11 protein-coding genes and 1 other RNA gene are annotated in these 15,483 nt (G+C 54.9%); 2 read left to right on the forward strand and 10 right to left on the reverse strand.

Annotated elements, in window-relative coordinates:
* The first annotated feature begins 50 nt into the window (after positions 1-50).
* Complete coding sequence (locus MHH28_RS14300; protein WP_405115955.1) at positions 51-1,919, forward strand: S8 family peptidase; 1,869 nt, start codon at positions 51-53, stop codon at positions 1,917-1,919.
* Between the two features lie 16 nt (positions 1,920-1,935).
* Here MHH28_RS14300 and MHH28_RS14305 read toward each other — a convergent pair whose 3' ends face one another.
* Complete coding sequence (locus MHH28_RS14305) at positions 1,936-3,369, reverse strand: PLP-dependent aminotransferase family protein (protein ID WP_405115957.1); 1,434 nt, start codon at positions 3,367-3,369, stop codon at positions 1,936-1,938.
* A gap of 95 nt (positions 3,370-3,464) precedes the next feature.
* Here MHH28_RS14305 and MHH28_RS14310 point away from each other — a divergent pair, with 95 nt between their 5' ends.
* Complete coding sequence (locus MHH28_RS14310; RefSeq protein ID WP_405115959.1) at positions 3,465-4,679, forward strand: PLP-dependent aminotransferase family protein; 1,215 nt, start codon at positions 3,465-3,467, stop codon at positions 4,677-4,679.
* Positions 4,680-5,184: 505 nt separating this feature from the next.
* On the opposite strand, the gene rnpB is transcribed toward MHH28_RS14310, so the two are convergent.
* The 9 genes from rnpB to glyQ all read right to left on the reverse strand — a co-directional run bounded on the left by rnpB (position 5,185) and on the right by glyQ (position 15,127).
* Positions 5,185-5,600: RNase P RNA component class A (gene rnpB, locus MHH28_RS14315), an RNA gene on the reverse strand.
* Between the two features lie 63 nt (positions 5,601-5,663).
* The gene (locus MHH28_RS14320; RefSeq protein WP_405115961.1) at positions 5,664-6,779 is read right to left on the reverse strand and encodes a Nif3-like dinuclear metal center hexameric protein; all 1,116 of its coding nucleotides are present in this window, start codon (positions 6,777-6,779) and stop codon (positions 5,664-5,666) included.
* Complete coding sequence (locus MHH28_RS14325) at positions 6,755-7,525, reverse strand: tRNA (adenine(22)-N(1))-methyltransferase (RefSeq protein WP_405117092.1); 771 nt, start codon at positions 7,523-7,525, stop codon at positions 6,755-6,757. Before MHH28_RS14325 ends, MHH28_RS14320 begins: the two co-directional genes overlap by 25 nt.
* A 5-nt stretch (positions 7,526-7,530) precedes the next feature.
* Positions 7,531-8,355: a hypothetical protein gene (locus MHH28_RS14330; protein ID WP_405115963.1), complete on the reverse strand. Its 825-nt coding sequence runs from the start codon at positions 8,353-8,355 to the stop codon at positions 7,531-7,533.
* A 120-nt stretch (positions 8,356-8,475) separates the two neighbouring features.
* Positions 8,476-9,609, reverse strand: coding sequence for an RNA polymerase sigma factor RpoD (rpoD, locus tag MHH28_RS14335; protein WP_036690273.1), 1,134 nt, complete (start codon positions 9,607-9,609; stop codon positions 8,476-8,478).
* A 40-nt stretch (positions 9,610-9,649) separates the two neighbouring features.
* Positions 9,650-11,485 carry a DNA primase gene (dnaG, locus tag MHH28_RS14340; RefSeq protein WP_405115965.1) on the reverse strand — a complete coding sequence of 612 codons (1,836 nt, stop codon included), beginning with the start codon at positions 11,483-11,485 and terminating at the stop codon, positions 9,650-9,652.
* Between the two features lie 24 nt (positions 11,486-11,509).
* Positions 11,510-11,983, reverse strand: coding sequence for a YaiI/YqxD family protein (locus MHH28_RS14345; protein WP_405115967.1), 474 nt, complete (start codon positions 11,981-11,983; stop codon positions 11,510-11,512).
* A 182-nt stretch (positions 11,984-12,165) separates the two neighbouring features.
* Complete coding sequence (gene glyS, locus MHH28_RS14350) at positions 12,166-14,247, reverse strand: glycine--tRNA ligase subunit beta (RefSeq protein WP_405115969.1); 2,082 nt, start codon at positions 14,245-14,247, stop codon at positions 12,166-12,168.
* Positions 14,240-15,127: a glycine--tRNA ligase subunit alpha gene (gene glyQ, locus MHH28_RS14355; RefSeq protein ID WP_036690280.1), complete on the reverse strand. Its 888-nt coding sequence runs from the start codon at positions 15,125-15,127 to the stop codon at positions 14,240-14,242. Before glyQ ends, glyS begins: the two co-directional genes overlap by 8 nt.
* Positions 15,128-15,483 lie beyond the last annotated feature (356 nt).

Consider the following 15,483-nt stretch of genomic DNA (forward strand, 5'->3'; position numbering starts at 1 on the left):
TCCCGCTTCTAACCCTATCCGGTATACGATACCAGGAAGGAGCGGAAATCATGTCACGTAAAAATTTAACGGTCGCCAGTGTGGTCACTGCTGCGTTGACCGTGCTGCTGCTCACCTTCGCCCTGCGGCCGGAAGGCGGCGGTACGCTTAGACAAGCCTCTGTGCCTAATCCCTCTCAGGAAAAAGCAATCAAGAAAACCGCCCTTGTCCAGGATGTAACAGCTACCGACAAGCTGAACCGGGTCGATGTAAACAGACATCTGAGCACACTGCTGGCCGATATCCGTCACGCTTCGCCTGATGATATCTCAGCATATGCCGGGAGACTTCAGCAGGGACACGGGCATATCACCATGCTGATGCTGGTCGATTTTAACACCCGTAAGACAACAACCTATAAATCTTCTCTGCCCGAAGGCACCGACCAGGAGAATAAGCAGCTGCTTCGCTATCTGAATACTGCCAAATCAGCGATCAAAGGCCACCAGTCCTATGAATCCCCTTCGTTCATCATCGGCAACAAAAAGTATTATTTCGTAGCCCAGCGTAGCCGGGAAGGCCAACTCGCGGTCATCGCCCTGATCAACCAGAAGATTCTGGACCGCGTTGCGCTGCATCAGCTCAAGAATCTGCGGCTTATTCCGTACCCGAAGGAAGGCAAGTACCGGATCGAGTCGGTCCACGCCGATACCTTGAAGGACATCACGGTCCAAACCGGGCATGACAATGAGAACGCCAGCCATTACTACGAGAATGAGATTGTCGTCCGCTTCCCGAATGGGCATCCCACCGCAGCACAGCTTCAGACCATCGCTGCCGATATCCGCTGCAAGACGCCGCGCAAGCTAGGGTATGCTTATATTTTCCGGTCGGACAAGATGAGTTATTCCCAGCTCAAGACTTATTTCGCCTATAAGTGGCATCCGCTGTACGCAGAGCCTCACTATATGTACTTAACCAATGATACGGTCAGCGAAAATACGGGAGCTAATGTGATCACGCCCAATGACCTGCTCTTCTCGACTTACCAGTGGAATCTGCCGGCGATCGAAACTACGCAGGGCTGGAATCTGTCCAAGGGCAGCAAGGAAGTCGTGGTAGCCGTTGTGGATACCGGTGTTCAAGCGAACCATCCCGATCTGAAGGGGCAGCTGCTCACCGGATACAATGCGATTACCAGCGGCAGCACGCCGGATGACGATGTCGGACATGGCACTCATGTGTGCGGCATCATCGGAGCGTTAACCAATAATGAGGAAGGGGTAGCGGGTATCAGCTGGTACAACAAGATCCTTCCGGTAAAAGCGCTCGATAATTCGGGGGCAGGCACCACCTATTCGGTGGCCGAAGGCATTATCTGGGCGGCAGATCAGGGAGCCAAGGTGATTAATCTCAGCCTAGGCAACTATGCCGATTCGCAGTTCCTGCATGATGCAATTAAATATGCTTATGACCGGGATGTAGTGATTGTCTCCGCTTCCGGCAATGACAATACGGAGCGGCCGGGATATCCGGCAGCCTATGAAGAGGTGATTGCCGTCGCTGCAACGAATGCGGCGGGAGAGCGCGCTTCCTTCTCCAATTACGGGGACTACATCGATGTAGCCGCACCCGGGGAGAGCATTGCCAGCACCTATCCCGATAATCAGTATGCCGCGCTGTCCGGCACCTCCATGGCCAGCCCCCATGTGGCGGCACTGGCCGGACTGGTGCGCTCCTTGAACCCTGCACTGACGAACAAGGAAGTCACCGCACTTTTGACTTCGAATGCCGTGGATCTGGGCACAGCCGGCCATGATAAGTATTACGGCTGGGGCCAGGTGGATATCTACCGCACCCTGCAGGCGGCAGGGGGAGGCCAGGTTCCCCTCCAGCTGTTCCCGCAGCAGGTCGGCAAACAGCTTGATTCCATACAATAAGCTGAGCCGTTAGCTGCTAAGCGCGCAAATGCCGTTCCAGCAACAGCAGGAACCGGCGGAGTCCGCGCTCCATTCCCTCCTGCGTCAGCTGTGAATAGCTTAGCCGGATATGCCTCGATGGCATATCTCCGGCATAACAGACATCGCCCGGCAGGAAGGAGATCCCTTCCTGCTCGGCCCGGGCATGCAGTGCCTCAATTCCCGGGGATTCCGGCAGCTGCAGCCACAGATTGAGTCCTCCCCCCGGCAGCTGCCAGGTTACCCCGGCCGGAGCATACTGCTTCAGTAGCTTCGCTGCCGCCTCCTGGCGGGCACGCAGCGCCAACCGCAGCTTCGCTGCATACTCGTCATACTGGCGCGCGATGAAGGGAAGCACCGCCCGCTGGGTCAGCAGCGGACTGCCCAGATCACTGGCAGACTTGGCGGCGATCAGCCTGGAGAGGATATTGCCCTCAGCGGCGACACAGGCGATCCGGCAGCCGGGAGCGAGGACTTTGCTGAAGCTCTTCATGTAGACTACATGCCCGTCGGTATCCAGCGATTTAATGGACGCCGGGGGCGGCTGTTGGAAGTACAGGTCACTGAACGGGTCATCCTCCACAATGAGACAGCGGTAGCTGCGGGCAAGCTCCAGCAAGCGCTGTCTTCTTGGCATGCTCATCGTGACCCCGCTTGGATTCTGGAAGGTCGGGTTGGTATAGATGAGCTTAGGCGGCCTCCGGTCACACATCGCTGTAAGCCGGTCCACCCGCATGCCGTCCCCGTCCATCGGAACGAAGATCATCTCAGCCCCCCGCCCGGCAAAAACATCAATAGCCCCGGTGTAGCTGGGTGCCTCCAGATATACCGTATCCCCCGGACCGACAAAGGTCCGGGCGACCAGATCGATTCCCTGCTGGGAGCCGCTCGTAATCATCAAATCACCGGCGCTGAGCGTGATTCCACGGCTCTGCAGGTGTCTGCGCATCACCTCGCGCAGCTCCGGGTCCCCCTGGAAATTACCATAGGTGGCCATCAGCTCAGGCTGCTTCTTCACCAGCGCTGCCATGGTCGTGCCAATCGGCCCCAGCGGGAGCATACTGCTGTCAATGGAGGCCAGATGAAAGGGATAGTCCACCTCGGAATAATCGAAATTACGCCACAGCTGGGCCCGGGGCAGATAGTCATCATAACCATCCTGCCACCGCGCTTCTGCACCTTGCCTGTTCCGGTCCCGTTCAGCCACATAGCAGCCCTTGCCCTGGCTGCACAGGATATGCCCGCGCGTCTCAAGGTCAGCATAAGCCTTGCTGACCGTCATTTGGCTTACCTTCAAGGAGGAAGACAGGCCTCTAACGGACGGCAGCCGCGTGCCCGGCTGGAGCAGCCCCGAGGTGATCCGCTGTGCAATCGTCTCGCTGATCTGCCGGGGCAGCGGTTTGTCGCCGCTGCGGAGTAAATCAATATGCATGGTCCTCCTCCTCCAACTGTTATATTTACCGTTTTACTGTTATACCGCTATACCGTTATGATACTACAAAATCCAGAAGAGCAGGGAGCATGAATATGAAGATCAACTATGCGGAAATGACGAACCATCTGGGTTCCTCCGCAGTCCGCGACATCCTCAAGATCACACAGGGCAAGGACATCATCTCGCTTGCCGGCGGGCTGCCTGCCGAAGAGCTGTTCCCGGCAGATGCCATCCGGGAAGCCTACAGCCGCGTACTGACAGGCGATAGTTCTGGGCTGCAATACGGACTGACGGAAGGATATCTTCCGCTGCGCGAACAGATTGCCGCCAGATTGGGGCAGCAGGGCCTTCCTGTCTCTGCGGACGAAATGATTCTCACTACCGGCTCCCAGCAGGCTATAGACCTGCTCTGCAGAATTCTGCTTGATCCGGGAGACACCGTACTTGTGGAAGCACCGACCTATCTGGCCGCCTTGCAGGTTCTGGGCTCTTACCGTGCAGACATCCAGGTCGTGGAGAGCGATGAGGAAGGGCTGCTGCCGGAGCATCTCGAAGAGCAGCTCCGCACACACCGCCCTAAGCTCTTGTACGCCGTTCCTACCTTCAACAACCCGTCAGGCGCAACCTGGAGCAGAGAACGGCGAGGGCAAGTGGTGGAGCTGTGCCGGAGATACGGTGTGCTGATGCTGGAGGATAATCCGTACGGAGAGATTACCTTCGATGAATCGCCGGAAGCCTATCCTCCTACGCTTGCAGCCATCGACAGGAAGCTGGGGGGTGATCCCTACGTGGTCTATACGGGCACCTTCTCCAAAATAGTAGCTCCAGGGCTGCGCACAGGCTGGATCATTGGCCCTGCGGAGCTGGTCAAGATGATCGCCAGAGCCAAGCAAGCCGCGGACCTGCACTCCAGTGTCATTGATCAGCGTGCCCTGCATGAGCTGCTACTGACCTTCGACCTTGAAGCTCATATCCGGCTGGTCTCCCGGGAATACAAGTCACGGATGAAGCTGCTCTCGGCAGAGCTGGCTTCACAGAGCTGGCAGGACACCTCCTTCCTGGAGCCGCGCGGCGGCATGTTCCTGTGGCTGAGCCTGTCTGCCCGGATTCATACGGCCGAGCTGCTGCCGCTCGCCGTGGAGCAAGGGGTTGCCTTCGTTCCGGGCGAAGTCTTCTATTCGGAGCAGCCCATGAAGAATACGATGCGCCTGAATTTCACCCATACGCGGCCGGAGCTGCTGCCGCTCGCAGTGGAGCGCTTGACCACCGCGCTGTCCCGGTATGAGGAAAGCCTGCTTCCTCTGTAACGGGATCTACTTAAGGAACATGGGAACATCGACTCTGGCGGCGTCTGCGAAATGGCTTTTTCGCAGAGTCGTCTTGTGCAGGTACTCCACTTTCAAAGCCCTCATTCGTAGCGATAATGTGGAATGAGAAGACGCTATTTTGCTAAAAACACACCTTTTCTGCTCGTTACGGACTTAGTGGCCGCTATTGGGCCGGTGGGAACGCAAAATGAAGCAAAACTTGTTTGTTAAGGGCCACTGGGTCCGCATCGCTTACAAAAAATAGGCTCATTGTCCGAATTAACGGCTTTTGAGTCCGCGAGTGAAGAGGCTGGAATATTATATTTACTGAATTCCGTTATATATAATGAATGACCCGCGTGCATTTCTCCTACTCATGGCTCTCCTTCACACTAAACATGGGGTCTAGACCTTCTTAATAACAAAAAGGCGGCCCCCATCAGGAGGCCGCCGTCTTATTGTTCATATAGTGTGATTAGTGCAAGGTCTTGTTAAAGTTGTCAGTTAGGAAAGTTTGCCGTAAGCCGGGTTCTGTGCTCGTTGTGGTTCAGCCGGGAACTACCCTCCCACCATAAGCGACAATCATCTATCTAGGCCGTACATTACTGCACAGCTCCAGCGACCAACCTAGACGCGCCTCAGGCGAAGGCTGCGGCTTCCGTGAAGAAGACGCTGCGTCTCATTAGGTCTTGCTCCAGATGGGGTTTACCAGGAACGAAGTCACCAGCGTTCCTCGGGGTCTCTTACACCTCGGTTCCATCCTTGCCTGTGCCGCCCGAAAGCGGCCATCGGCGGTCCATTTCTGTGGCACTATCCTTCAGCTCGCGCCGACTGGACGTTATCCAGCACCCTGCCTTGTGGAGCCCGGACTTTCCTCCCGCATGCGCTCTCACGCATACCGGCGATTGTCTGTCAAACTTTCCGAAACAACATTGTATATTATACAGATATGCCGCCAAGGGCACAAGTGCAAATAATAACAGCCTACAGGAATTTAAAAGGCTCGGTATCCGGCTCCGAAGCATGCACCGCCGTGCCGTACTTATGCTCCGTCAGCTTGCCTGCCAGGAACTCCGCTACCTTGCCCTTCATGATCTTCTCCGCATTATGGCCCGGATCGATCAAGGCAATTCCCGCGAGGTGCGCATCCTGCGCCGTATGGTAATCGATATCGCCGGTCACCAGCACATCTGCGCCCTTGAAGATAGCGCTGCTATAGTACTTGGCGCCTGATCCGCCCATCACAGCCGCCTTGCGGATCTGGCGGTCCAGATCTCCAACCACCCGCACGCTCTCCACATTCAGCCCGCGTTTGACCGTCTCGATGAATTCTCCCAGCGTCGCCTGTTCCTTCAGCTTCCCTACTCTGCCAAGTCCAAGGCTGCGTCCCTTGAGGTCCATGGAGTACAGATCATAAGCCACCTCTTCATACGGGTGGGCTTTCAGCATGGCCTGCACCACCTTGTTACGGATCGTATGCGGCACAATTGTCTCGATGCGGACCTCTTCAGCCCGCTCCAGCTTGCCCGGCGTGCCGATATAAGGGTCCGTGCCTTCCTGCGGGATGAAGGTGCCGTAGCCTTCGATATTGAAGCTGCAATGGCTGTAATTGCCGATCCAGCCCGCTCCGGCGTTCAGGATGGCATCCAGCACCTTCTGATGATGCTCCTTCGGTACGAATACCACCAGCTTGGACAGCTGCTCCGTATGAATATCCTTGATCGGAGCGCCGTTCTCAATTCCCAGCGCCTCGGCCATCCAGTCATTCATTCCGCCTTCGGCCACATCCAGATTGGTATGGCTGATATACACGGCAATGTCGTTTTTGATCAGCTTCTCATACAGTCGGCCCGAAGGAGTATCCGTAAGAATCCCCTTGATCGGCCGGAAAATCACCGCATGATGGGCAATAATCAGATTACAGCCCTTGGCAACCGCTTCGTCCACAATGCTCTCATTGACATCAAGCGCCACCAGTACCCCGGTGATCTCCTTCTGTAGACTGCCTACCTGAAGCCCAACATTATCCCATTCCTCAGCCAGATGCTTCGGGGCAAGCTGCTCCATATATCCAATTACGGTCTGTCCTTTGGCAAACATTCCAGCACCTCCGCAATCCGTTTAATCTGAAGTCTGATCCTGCTGCGCTTCTCCTCTGCCGCCTCCAGCTCCGAACGTGCAAGTGAGGCCAGAATGCCCTCCAGCTTGGAGATTTCCCCCTGCCATTTGGCGGCGAACACTTCATTCGGCGCTTGCAGCAGCAGCGGTCCCATCTCCAGCAGCAGTGCCTGATCAAGGGTGACTTCCCCCCCGGCAAGAACACGCTCGATGTACAGCTCTTCATTCGTCCCCGCCGCTTCAGCGCCTTCCGGGACAGCAGTCAGGATCTCATAGATTTTGCCGTCTTCTTCCAAAATATGCTCCGAGACCAGCACCCAGCCGTTCTTCAGCAGCCAGCGGCGCAGAATATCCTCGCCTACATTGGGCTGCAGCGCGAGCGTCTTCACCCCGGCCAGCTTGCCGAGCTTCTGCCCGCGTTCCAGAATGGCCGCGATCAGCGAGCCACCCATGCCGGCAATGGTAATACAGTCCGCTTCCCCCGGCTCCAGCACCTCCAGCCCGTCTCCGCGCCGTACGGCGATCTTCGCACCGAGTCCTGCTTCCGCTACACCCCGAAGCGCCGCTTCATAGGGTCCCGGGTTTACTTCTCCGGCAATCGCCGAAGGTGTACGGCCGCTCTTCACAGCGGCAACAGGCAGCAGGGCATGATCTGAGCCGATATCGGCAAGTCTGCTGCCTGCCGGTACCTGCTCCAGCAGCAGCTGAAGCCGGTCCGATAATTTGATGTTGTTCATGAGGCCACCCACGTTATCCATTTTTTTCTGAAGAGGAACAGCAGCGCAAGGCCCGCTGCAATCTTCAGTATTAATACAAGCGAGGTCCATTCCGGGAATCCCGCTCTGAGCCAGAGCGCATCCACCTCCGGCATCAGCCAGAGGGCCGCACCGGCCCCGAAGTACACCCCCGAGACCCCGCTAACCTTGTGATACATCAGCCAGCTCATCCAGATCATCAGCACACACAGCGGAAGCCAGAGCAGCTCCAGCTCCACCAGAGAGGCGTCCGGCCGGACATGACCGAAGAATCCTGCATAGAGCAGAGCCCAGAAGGCATATCCGCAGAAATGAAGCAGTCCGATGCGCAGAAAAAAACCAAGCACACACCACAGCAGCCCGCAGGCTCCAATCAGCAGCGGTGTCCAAAAATCGGCATCAAGCCTGTGCAGCTCAATCAGCCACAGTCCAAATCCCAGCGTTAAAATGCTGCCAATTCCCGCCAGCATCAGACTGATCATCTTGTTGCGGTTCAGATAAATGGCTGAATAACCATAACAAATAATTAGGACACTGAGCGCTGTAGCAAGTTGCAAAGGCCAGGGAAAAACGCTAAAATAAAGACTAATCAAGAAAATCAAGGAAATAATGCCAAAACCAAACAGCCAAATTTTGATGCTTCCCTGCTGGAGATTCCGTAAGGATACCGGGTTGCTGTCTTCCACCTCTGCCTGATCATCATACAGGTTGGTCAGGAAATCACAGTACTGCTCGGGCAGCAGCTTGCTTCTTCTCCAGTATTGAATTTCTCTTAATATAGTATCACGTTTCTCCAGGTTCAACCGGCATCCCTCACTCGATTTCAAGCTCCCGCACACGGCGGGGCTCCAGCATTGGTGAATCCCCTTAACAACATAATAGGACCTCCTGCCACCGTGCAGCAGAAGGTCCGGTTGTAAGATCTATTCGAGGAAATCCTTCAGCCGCTTGCTGCGGCTGGGGTGACGCAGCTTGCGGAGCGCCTTGGCTTCGATCTGGCGAATCCGCTCGCGGGTTACGCCGAATACCTTGCCCACTTCCTCCAGTGTTCTCGTCCGTCCGTCATCCAGTCCGAAGCGCAGGCGGAGCACATTCTCTTCACGCTCAGTCAGCGTATCCAGCACATCCTCCAGCTGTTCCTTCAGCAGCTCGTACGCCGCTGCATCCGCAGGCGCCAGCGCCTCCTGATCCTCAATGAAATCTCCCAGATGCGAATCATCTTCCTCACCGATCGGTGTCTCCAGCGATACCGGCTCCTGGGCAATCTTCATAATCTCTCTGACCTTCTCAACGGTAAGCTCCATCTCCGCTGCAATCTCCTCCGGCGACGGCTCGCGTCCCAGCTCCTGCAAGAGTTGACGGGAGACCCGGATCAGCTTGTTGATGGTTTCAACCATATGCACCGGAATACGGATCGTACGGGCCTGGTCGGCAATCGCACGCGTAATCGCCTGACGAATCCACCAGGTCGCATAGGTACTGAACTTGAAGCCTTTGTTATGGTCAAACTTCTCAACCGCTTTGATCAGACCCATGTTGCCTTCCTGAATCAGATCCAGGAACAGCATACCGCGTCCGACATAACGCTTGGCGATACTGACCACGAGCCGCAGATTCGCTTCCGCAAGTCTCCGCTTCGCTTCCTCATCGCCATTCTTGATCCGCATTGCCAGTTCCACTTCATCGTCAGCCGATAACAGCGGAACGCGGCCGATTTCCTTCAGATACATCCGGACGGGGTCGTTAATTTTGATACCCGGAGGCAGCGACAAATCATCGTCAAAGCTGAAGTCATCTCCCTCTTTATCCTCATTGTCCTCGCTTGGCCGGAGGCTGTTCACCTCTTCATCATTCTCATTGACAACCTCGATCCCCAGATCGCTCAGCTGTTCGTAGAATTCCTCCATCTGCTCGGGGTCCTGATCGAATGGTGACAATTTCTCCATAATATCTTTGTAATTGAGTGATGATCTTTTCTTCCCGTGATCAATAAGCTGATCCTTAACCTGATCCAGAGTAAATTCCGCTTCCAGTTCAGTGTGCTGATCGTTCGCCATAATTCGACTCCCTCCTCCCTAGGTACATCCTGTCAACAGCTCATTGTCTCTCTAGGGCTAAAATTTCACTTGCTATTTGTGCTGCACGCAAAAAGTCACCGGATTTCTCCGCCTGAATCATCTCTTCACGCTTGGGTTCAATTTTGCGCTGCAGAGGATACTTCCGCACTTCACGAATACAATCGTCCAGAACCTGCGTATTCCAGTCCGGAGGGGTGTCCATCATGGAGATGGCCGTTGCGGTCTTCTCCAGACGGTCGTCCTGAAGCGATGATAGAAACCGGCTGATGCCGGGTGGTTTGCCTTGCGCATAATAAGCATATAGATAAGCGGCGATTGCCGCATGATCATCAATATTGAACTCTTCCCCGAGCCGTTCACCCACATAGGCCGCTGCTTCCGGGTCTTGAATCATTAAGGATAACAGGCGCCGTTCCGCAACATGGTAAGCAGGCAGCAACGTAGGTGTCTGCACTTGCCCTTTTTTATGCCTACCATTATTCCACCTATTGTCGTTATTATCCCCTTCGGGGTTGTTTTTTTGCATGGAGGCCCGAAGTAAATTGCAATCCTGCTTCAGACTGTCATAGGACAGCTCAAGCTCGGAGGCGATTTCCCGCAGGTACACCTCCCGCTCCGTTGAAGAAGGGAGTCCGGCAATAATCTCCAGAGCCTCCTTGACATAGGCAATTTTGCCGTCTTCCTCTAGGAGTATATGGTTTTTTTTCAGATATATAAGCTTAAATTTGATGGAGGACACGGCAGAGTCAATCACTTGTTCCCTGAACCTCTCCCCTCCATGCCGGGAGATGAATTCATCCGGGTCCAGGCCGCTTGGAAGCAGGGCTACCTTGACCCGCAGACCGCTGGCTTCCAGGATGGGAATAGCCTTAAGGGCCGCAGCTTGTCCAGCCTTATCTCCATCATAGGCAAGCACGATCTCATCTCCAAGGCTCTTCATCAGGGCCACATGACCCTCGGTGAGCGAGGTTCCCATCGTGGCTACCCCGTTCTGTACACCTGCCTCCCACGCCGAAATGACATCACCGTATCCCTCGAACAGGACGATTTGCCGCGTTTTGCGGATGGATGCTTTGGACTGGTGCAGATTGTACAGAATCCGGCTCTTGTTGAATAACCTGCTCTCGGGAGAGTTCAGATACTTCGGCTGCCCCTCCCCGAGAATGCGTCCGGCGAAGGCGATCGTCTTGCCCATCCGGTTCGCAATCGGAAAAATAACCCGGCCGCGGAAGCGGTCCAGATATCCCTTGCCCTCACCTCTGGCAGACAACAGTCCGCCCTTCTCCATCTCGGCGAGATCGAAGCTGCGCTTCTCCAGAAACTGCAGCAGCGTATCCCAGCGGTCCGGCGCGAAGCCGATCTGGAACTGGTCGATCATTTTGTCGCTGAAACCCCGGGTTCTTAAGTAATCCATAGCGGCAGTGCCGTATTCCGTGTTCTTCAGCAAAAAATGATAAAACTTCGCCGATAATTCATAAGCCTGAATCAGCCGGTCCCGCTCAGGATCGGGGGCAGCCAGTGCCCCTCCTCTTCCCTCAGGTACAGGGATATCACTCTCTTCCGCCATGATTCTGACTGCTTCGGGGAAGGATAATCCTTCGATTTCCATCCTGAATTTGATGGCATTTCCGCCCATACCGCAGCCAAAGCAATGAAAGACACCCCGGTCAGGGGTGACGGTGAAGGAAGGAGACTTCTCCGAGTGGAACGGGCAGAGACCCCATAAATATTTACCCTGCTTGGACAAATGGACAACTTTGCTGACTGTATCGACAATATCATGCCGTGCCAGCACGTTCTCGATAACCTCTTCAGGAATAGGACCATGTCCGCTAGCCACTTCAACCACCTTCATCTCTTAACAGTTAAATATAATTCGCTACTGCTGGACATTCTCCTGCAAAATTGTTAAAAGTTTTGTCAGTTTATGTTGAAAAAGATTTTTTTCCTCGGCGGTAATCGCTTTGGGACCCTTGGAATAGTGACCGCGTCTGCGTTCAACCGCCTTGGCATGCCTGCTCTCCAGCATAAAATCCATGGTGGAATTCTCATATTCCTGGCCCCGGTTCGAAAGTGCCCGGCAACGTTTGCCCAGTGCCAGCGCCGCCAGCCCATAATCCTGCGTAACGACGACATCTCCGGCAGAAATATGATTGGCGATATAGAGGTCGGCACTGTCTGCCCCCCGGTCCACCTGAACCACCGTAACGCCTTCTTCCGCCCGCAGCACATGATCATAGGAAGAGACCATCAGCACCGGAAGCCCGAACCTGCGCGCCACGGAAATAATCTCCTGCTTCACCGGACAAGCATCCCCGTCCACAACAATCTTCCTCAGCCGGGAAGTTCCCAAGTTACCCTCACCAAATTCCTGTGTAATATATATTACGCTCTAACCGTTCAAAAATCCTTCTTTCGTAAAGCATAAATACGGAACGAATGTCAACTTACGCATTGGCACCGTTCCGTATATTTATACCCTAAACCTACGATCTATACCATAAAATCACAAACATTACTTAAAACCTGCCAGAATTACCACACCAGCTTGCCAAAATCAGCAAACAGCCTGGAGTCTGTATGAATGCCGGCCAGCAGCGCCAGACGGTTCGAGCGGACAGCTTCGTCTTCAGCCATAACCATAACAGAATCGAAAAATCCGGTTACGTCTGCTTCCAGTCCCGACAGAATCTGCAGGGCTTCAGCGGCATGTCTGGACACAAGGGCTGCGCGGTAAGGCTCATGAATACTCTGCCAAGTCGCGTACAGCTTCTGTTCCGCTTCTTCCTTAAGCAAGGCGGGGTCGATTACTGCACCCTCGGGAGCTTTGGCGGCCAGATTACTGACACGGGTCAGTGAATCCACGGTGATTTTGAAATCAGCGAGATCCGTCACGGCATTCATCAAGGCAAGACTTCTGCTCACTACATCAACGATATCATCGAATCCTGCCGCAAGCGCTGCATCCACAACATCATAACGTACATTGTTGTCGGCTAACAGGCGCTTCACGCGCAGACCGAAGAACTCGTAAAGAGTTATACGCAGTTCAGGGGTGAAATGTTTCTCTGTACGGAAACTTTCATGGACTTCCAGTGCTGCTGCAAAAATCTCCTGCAGGCTCAGGTTCAGCTGATGCTCCAGCACGATCTGAACAATACCTGCCGCCTGACGGCGCAGTGCATAAGGGTCCTGGGAGCCGGTTGGAATGATTCCGATGGAAAAGCAGCCGACAATCGTATCGATTTTATCGGCAAGGCTGACCACCAGACCTGCCTGGGTAGAAGGAACGGCATCTCCGGCGAAACGCGGCTGATAGTGCTCGAAGATTGCTTTGGACACCTGTTCCCCTTCCCCGGCCTTGCGGGCATAATCCTCACCCATCGTGCCCTGCAGCTCAGGGAACTCACCCACCATTTGGGTAACGAGGTCGAATTTGCAGATATCCGCCGTCCGGCTCACTTGCGCTGCCGCCTCTGATGACAGCCCGAGCTTCACAGCCAAGCGGTCAGCGATGGCGCGGATGCGGCGCACTTTGTCACCTACACTGCCCAGCTCTTCATGGTAGACGATGTTCTCCAGTTTGGCCAGAGCATCGTTAATCTGCAGCTTCTGATCTTCTTCATAGAAGAATTTGGCATCCGACAAGCGGGCGCGCAGCACCTTCTCGTTCCCCTTGGCGATGACGTCCAGGGATACTGCACTCCCGTTGCGCACGGTTACGAAGAACGGCAACAGCTTGCCATCCTCCCCGAACACCGGGAAGTAACGCTGATGCTCACGCATGGAGGTGATCAGCACCTCCTGCGGAATATTCAGGAAGGCCGAATCGAAAGTACCGAACAGGACAGTCGGTGTCTCTACCAGGAAGAGGACTTCTTCCAGCAGATCTTCCTTGATTGCAATCTTCCAGTTTTTCTCTTCCGCAAGCTTATGAATTCCGCTTAGAATCAGCTCTTCGCGCTCCTTCACATCCACGAGCACATGCTGGCTGCGCAGAGCTTCAACGTATGCAGCAGGCTCCTCTATCAACGCTTCTTCACCTAGGAAACGGTGGCCGCGGCTCACATTGCCTGCCTTGACTCCGGTAATCGTCAGGTCAATGACCTCCTGGCCGAAGAGGGCAACCATCCAGCGGATCGGACGGACGAATTTGAAATCATAAGCGCCCCAGCGCATGTTTTTGGGGAAAGTCATGCTGCTCACAATGCCCGCAAGGCCTTCGGAGAGCAACGAGGCTGTCTCGATGCCGGTGCTGCTCTTCGTCACATAGATATACTCTACGCCTGCCAGCTCCTTGAACGTGAACTGTTCCGGTGAAGCACCCTGACTGCGGGCAAAGCCCAGTGCCGCCTTGCTCCATTCGCCGCTCGCATCCATAGCAATTTTGCGTGACGGGCCTTTCACCTCTTCGCTGACATCCTCCTGCCGCTCAGCGGCATCCTTCACAAGTACGGCAAGGCGGCGCGGTGTTGCGTATGCGCTAACGCCCTGATGACTGATCCGCGAGGCTTCCAGCCATTTCGCCGTTCTGTCCTTCAGCTGCTCCATCGCCGCGCGGATAAAGCGTGCAGGGATTTCCTCCAGACCGATCTCGAACAGAATATCCTTAGACATGGTCAGCACCTTCTTTCTTCAGCAGCGGGAAGCCCAGCTTCTCGCGTTCCTCCAGATATGTCGCCGCTACGGTGCGGGCCAAGTTGCGTACTCTCGTAATGAAGCCTGTGCGTTCCGTTACGCTGATCGCGCCGCGCGCATCCAGCAGGTTGAAGGTATGCGAGCATTTCAGCACGTAATCATACGCCGGGAAGACGAGGTGATTCTCCATTGCTCTGCGGGCTTCCTCTTCGTAGGTGTTGAACAAGCTGAACAGCATTTTGACATCCGAGACTTCAAAGGTATACGTGGAATGCTCGACCTCCGGCTGATGGAAAACATCTCCGTACGTCATGCCGTCTACCCATTCCAGGTCAAATACATTCTCCTTATCCTGAATATAAGAGGCTAGACGCTCCATCCCGTAGGTAATCTCCACCGCTACCGGACTTGCTTCAATTCCGCCAACCTGCTGGAAGTAGGTGAATTGGGTAATTTCCATACCGTCCAGCCACACTTCCCATCCGAGACCCGCACAGCCCAGGGACGGATTCTCCCAGTTGTCTTCGACAAACCGCACATCATGCAGCAGGGGATCTACGCCCAGTGCCTTCAGGCTGTCCAGATACAGCTCCTGAATATTGTCCGGGGACGGCTTAATAATCACCTGGAACTGGTGATGCTGATACAAGCGGTTCGGGTTCTCCCCGTAACGGCCGTCGGACGGACGGCGTGAAGGCTCCACATAAGCAACCTTCCACGGCTCCGGCCCCAGGGAACGCAAAAAAGTCATAGGGTTCATCGTGCCCGCCCCTTTTTCCGTATCATACGGCTGGACGAGAATACAGTTCTGGGCGGCCCAGAATTGCTGCAGGGTCAGAATCATCTGCTGAAAGTTCATAACTACCGGCTCCTTCGCTTTACAAGTGTGTACTGCCTCTTGCTTATGACTGGCTCTTGCTGCTGCGCGATGGAGGCGGCACCAGCTTCTATGTACCTGCGGTGTGTGATGGAAGAAGGATCTCCCGCACAGCCACAAGCCAAAAAGCTCCCGCCCCCATGCCTGATGAACAGACATAGGGACGAGAGCTCAAATATGTTCTCCCGCGGTTCCACCCTACTTGATTACGCAAAAATCACGAAATCCACTTTTGATGCTGCCGTTTCCGTACTCCCGGGTGCCCTGTTCATGAACGTCGTCCCGCCAGGCTTCCACTACCCCCGGCTCGCTGCTGCGACAATATCGCCCACTACTTT

Source organism: Paenibacillus sp. FSL K6-1217 (assembly GCF_045040735.1).
Lineage (GTDB): Bacteria > Bacillota > Bacilli > Paenibacillales > Paenibacillaceae > Paenibacillus_AQ.

Bases quoted from the DNA above. Each gene is read 5' to 3' on its own strand.
- glyS (WP_405115969.1), bottom strand. From the start codon at position 14,247: ATGTCTAAGGATATTCTGTTCGAGATCGGTCTGGAGGAAATCCCTGCA.
- glyQ (WP_036690280.1), bottom strand. From the start codon at position 15,127: ATGAACTTTCAGCAGATGATTCTGACCCTGCAGCAATTCTGGGCCGCC.
- MHH28_RS14300 (WP_405115955.1), top strand. From the start codon at position 51: ATGTCACGTAAAAATTTAACGGTCGCCAGTGTGGTCACTGCTGCGTTG.
- MHH28_RS14320 (WP_405115961.1), bottom strand. From the start codon at position 6,779: ATGTTTGCCAAAGGACAGACCGTAATTGGATATATGGAGCAGCTTGCC.
- rpoD (WP_036690273.1), bottom strand. From the start codon at position 9,609: ATGGCGAACGATCAGCACACTGAACTGGAAGCGGAATTTACTCTGGAT.
- MHH28_RS14305 (WP_405115957.1), bottom strand. From the start codon at position 3,369: ATGCATATTGATTTACTCCGCAGCGGCGACAAACCGCTGCCCCGGCAG.
- dnaG (WP_405115965.1), bottom strand. From the start codon at position 11,485: ATGAAGGTGGTTGAAGTGGCTAGCGGACATGGTCCTATTCCTGAAGAG.
- MHH28_RS14310 (WP_405115959.1), top strand. From the start codon at position 3,465: ATGAAGATCAACTATGCGGAAATGACGAACCATCTGGGTTCCTCCGCA.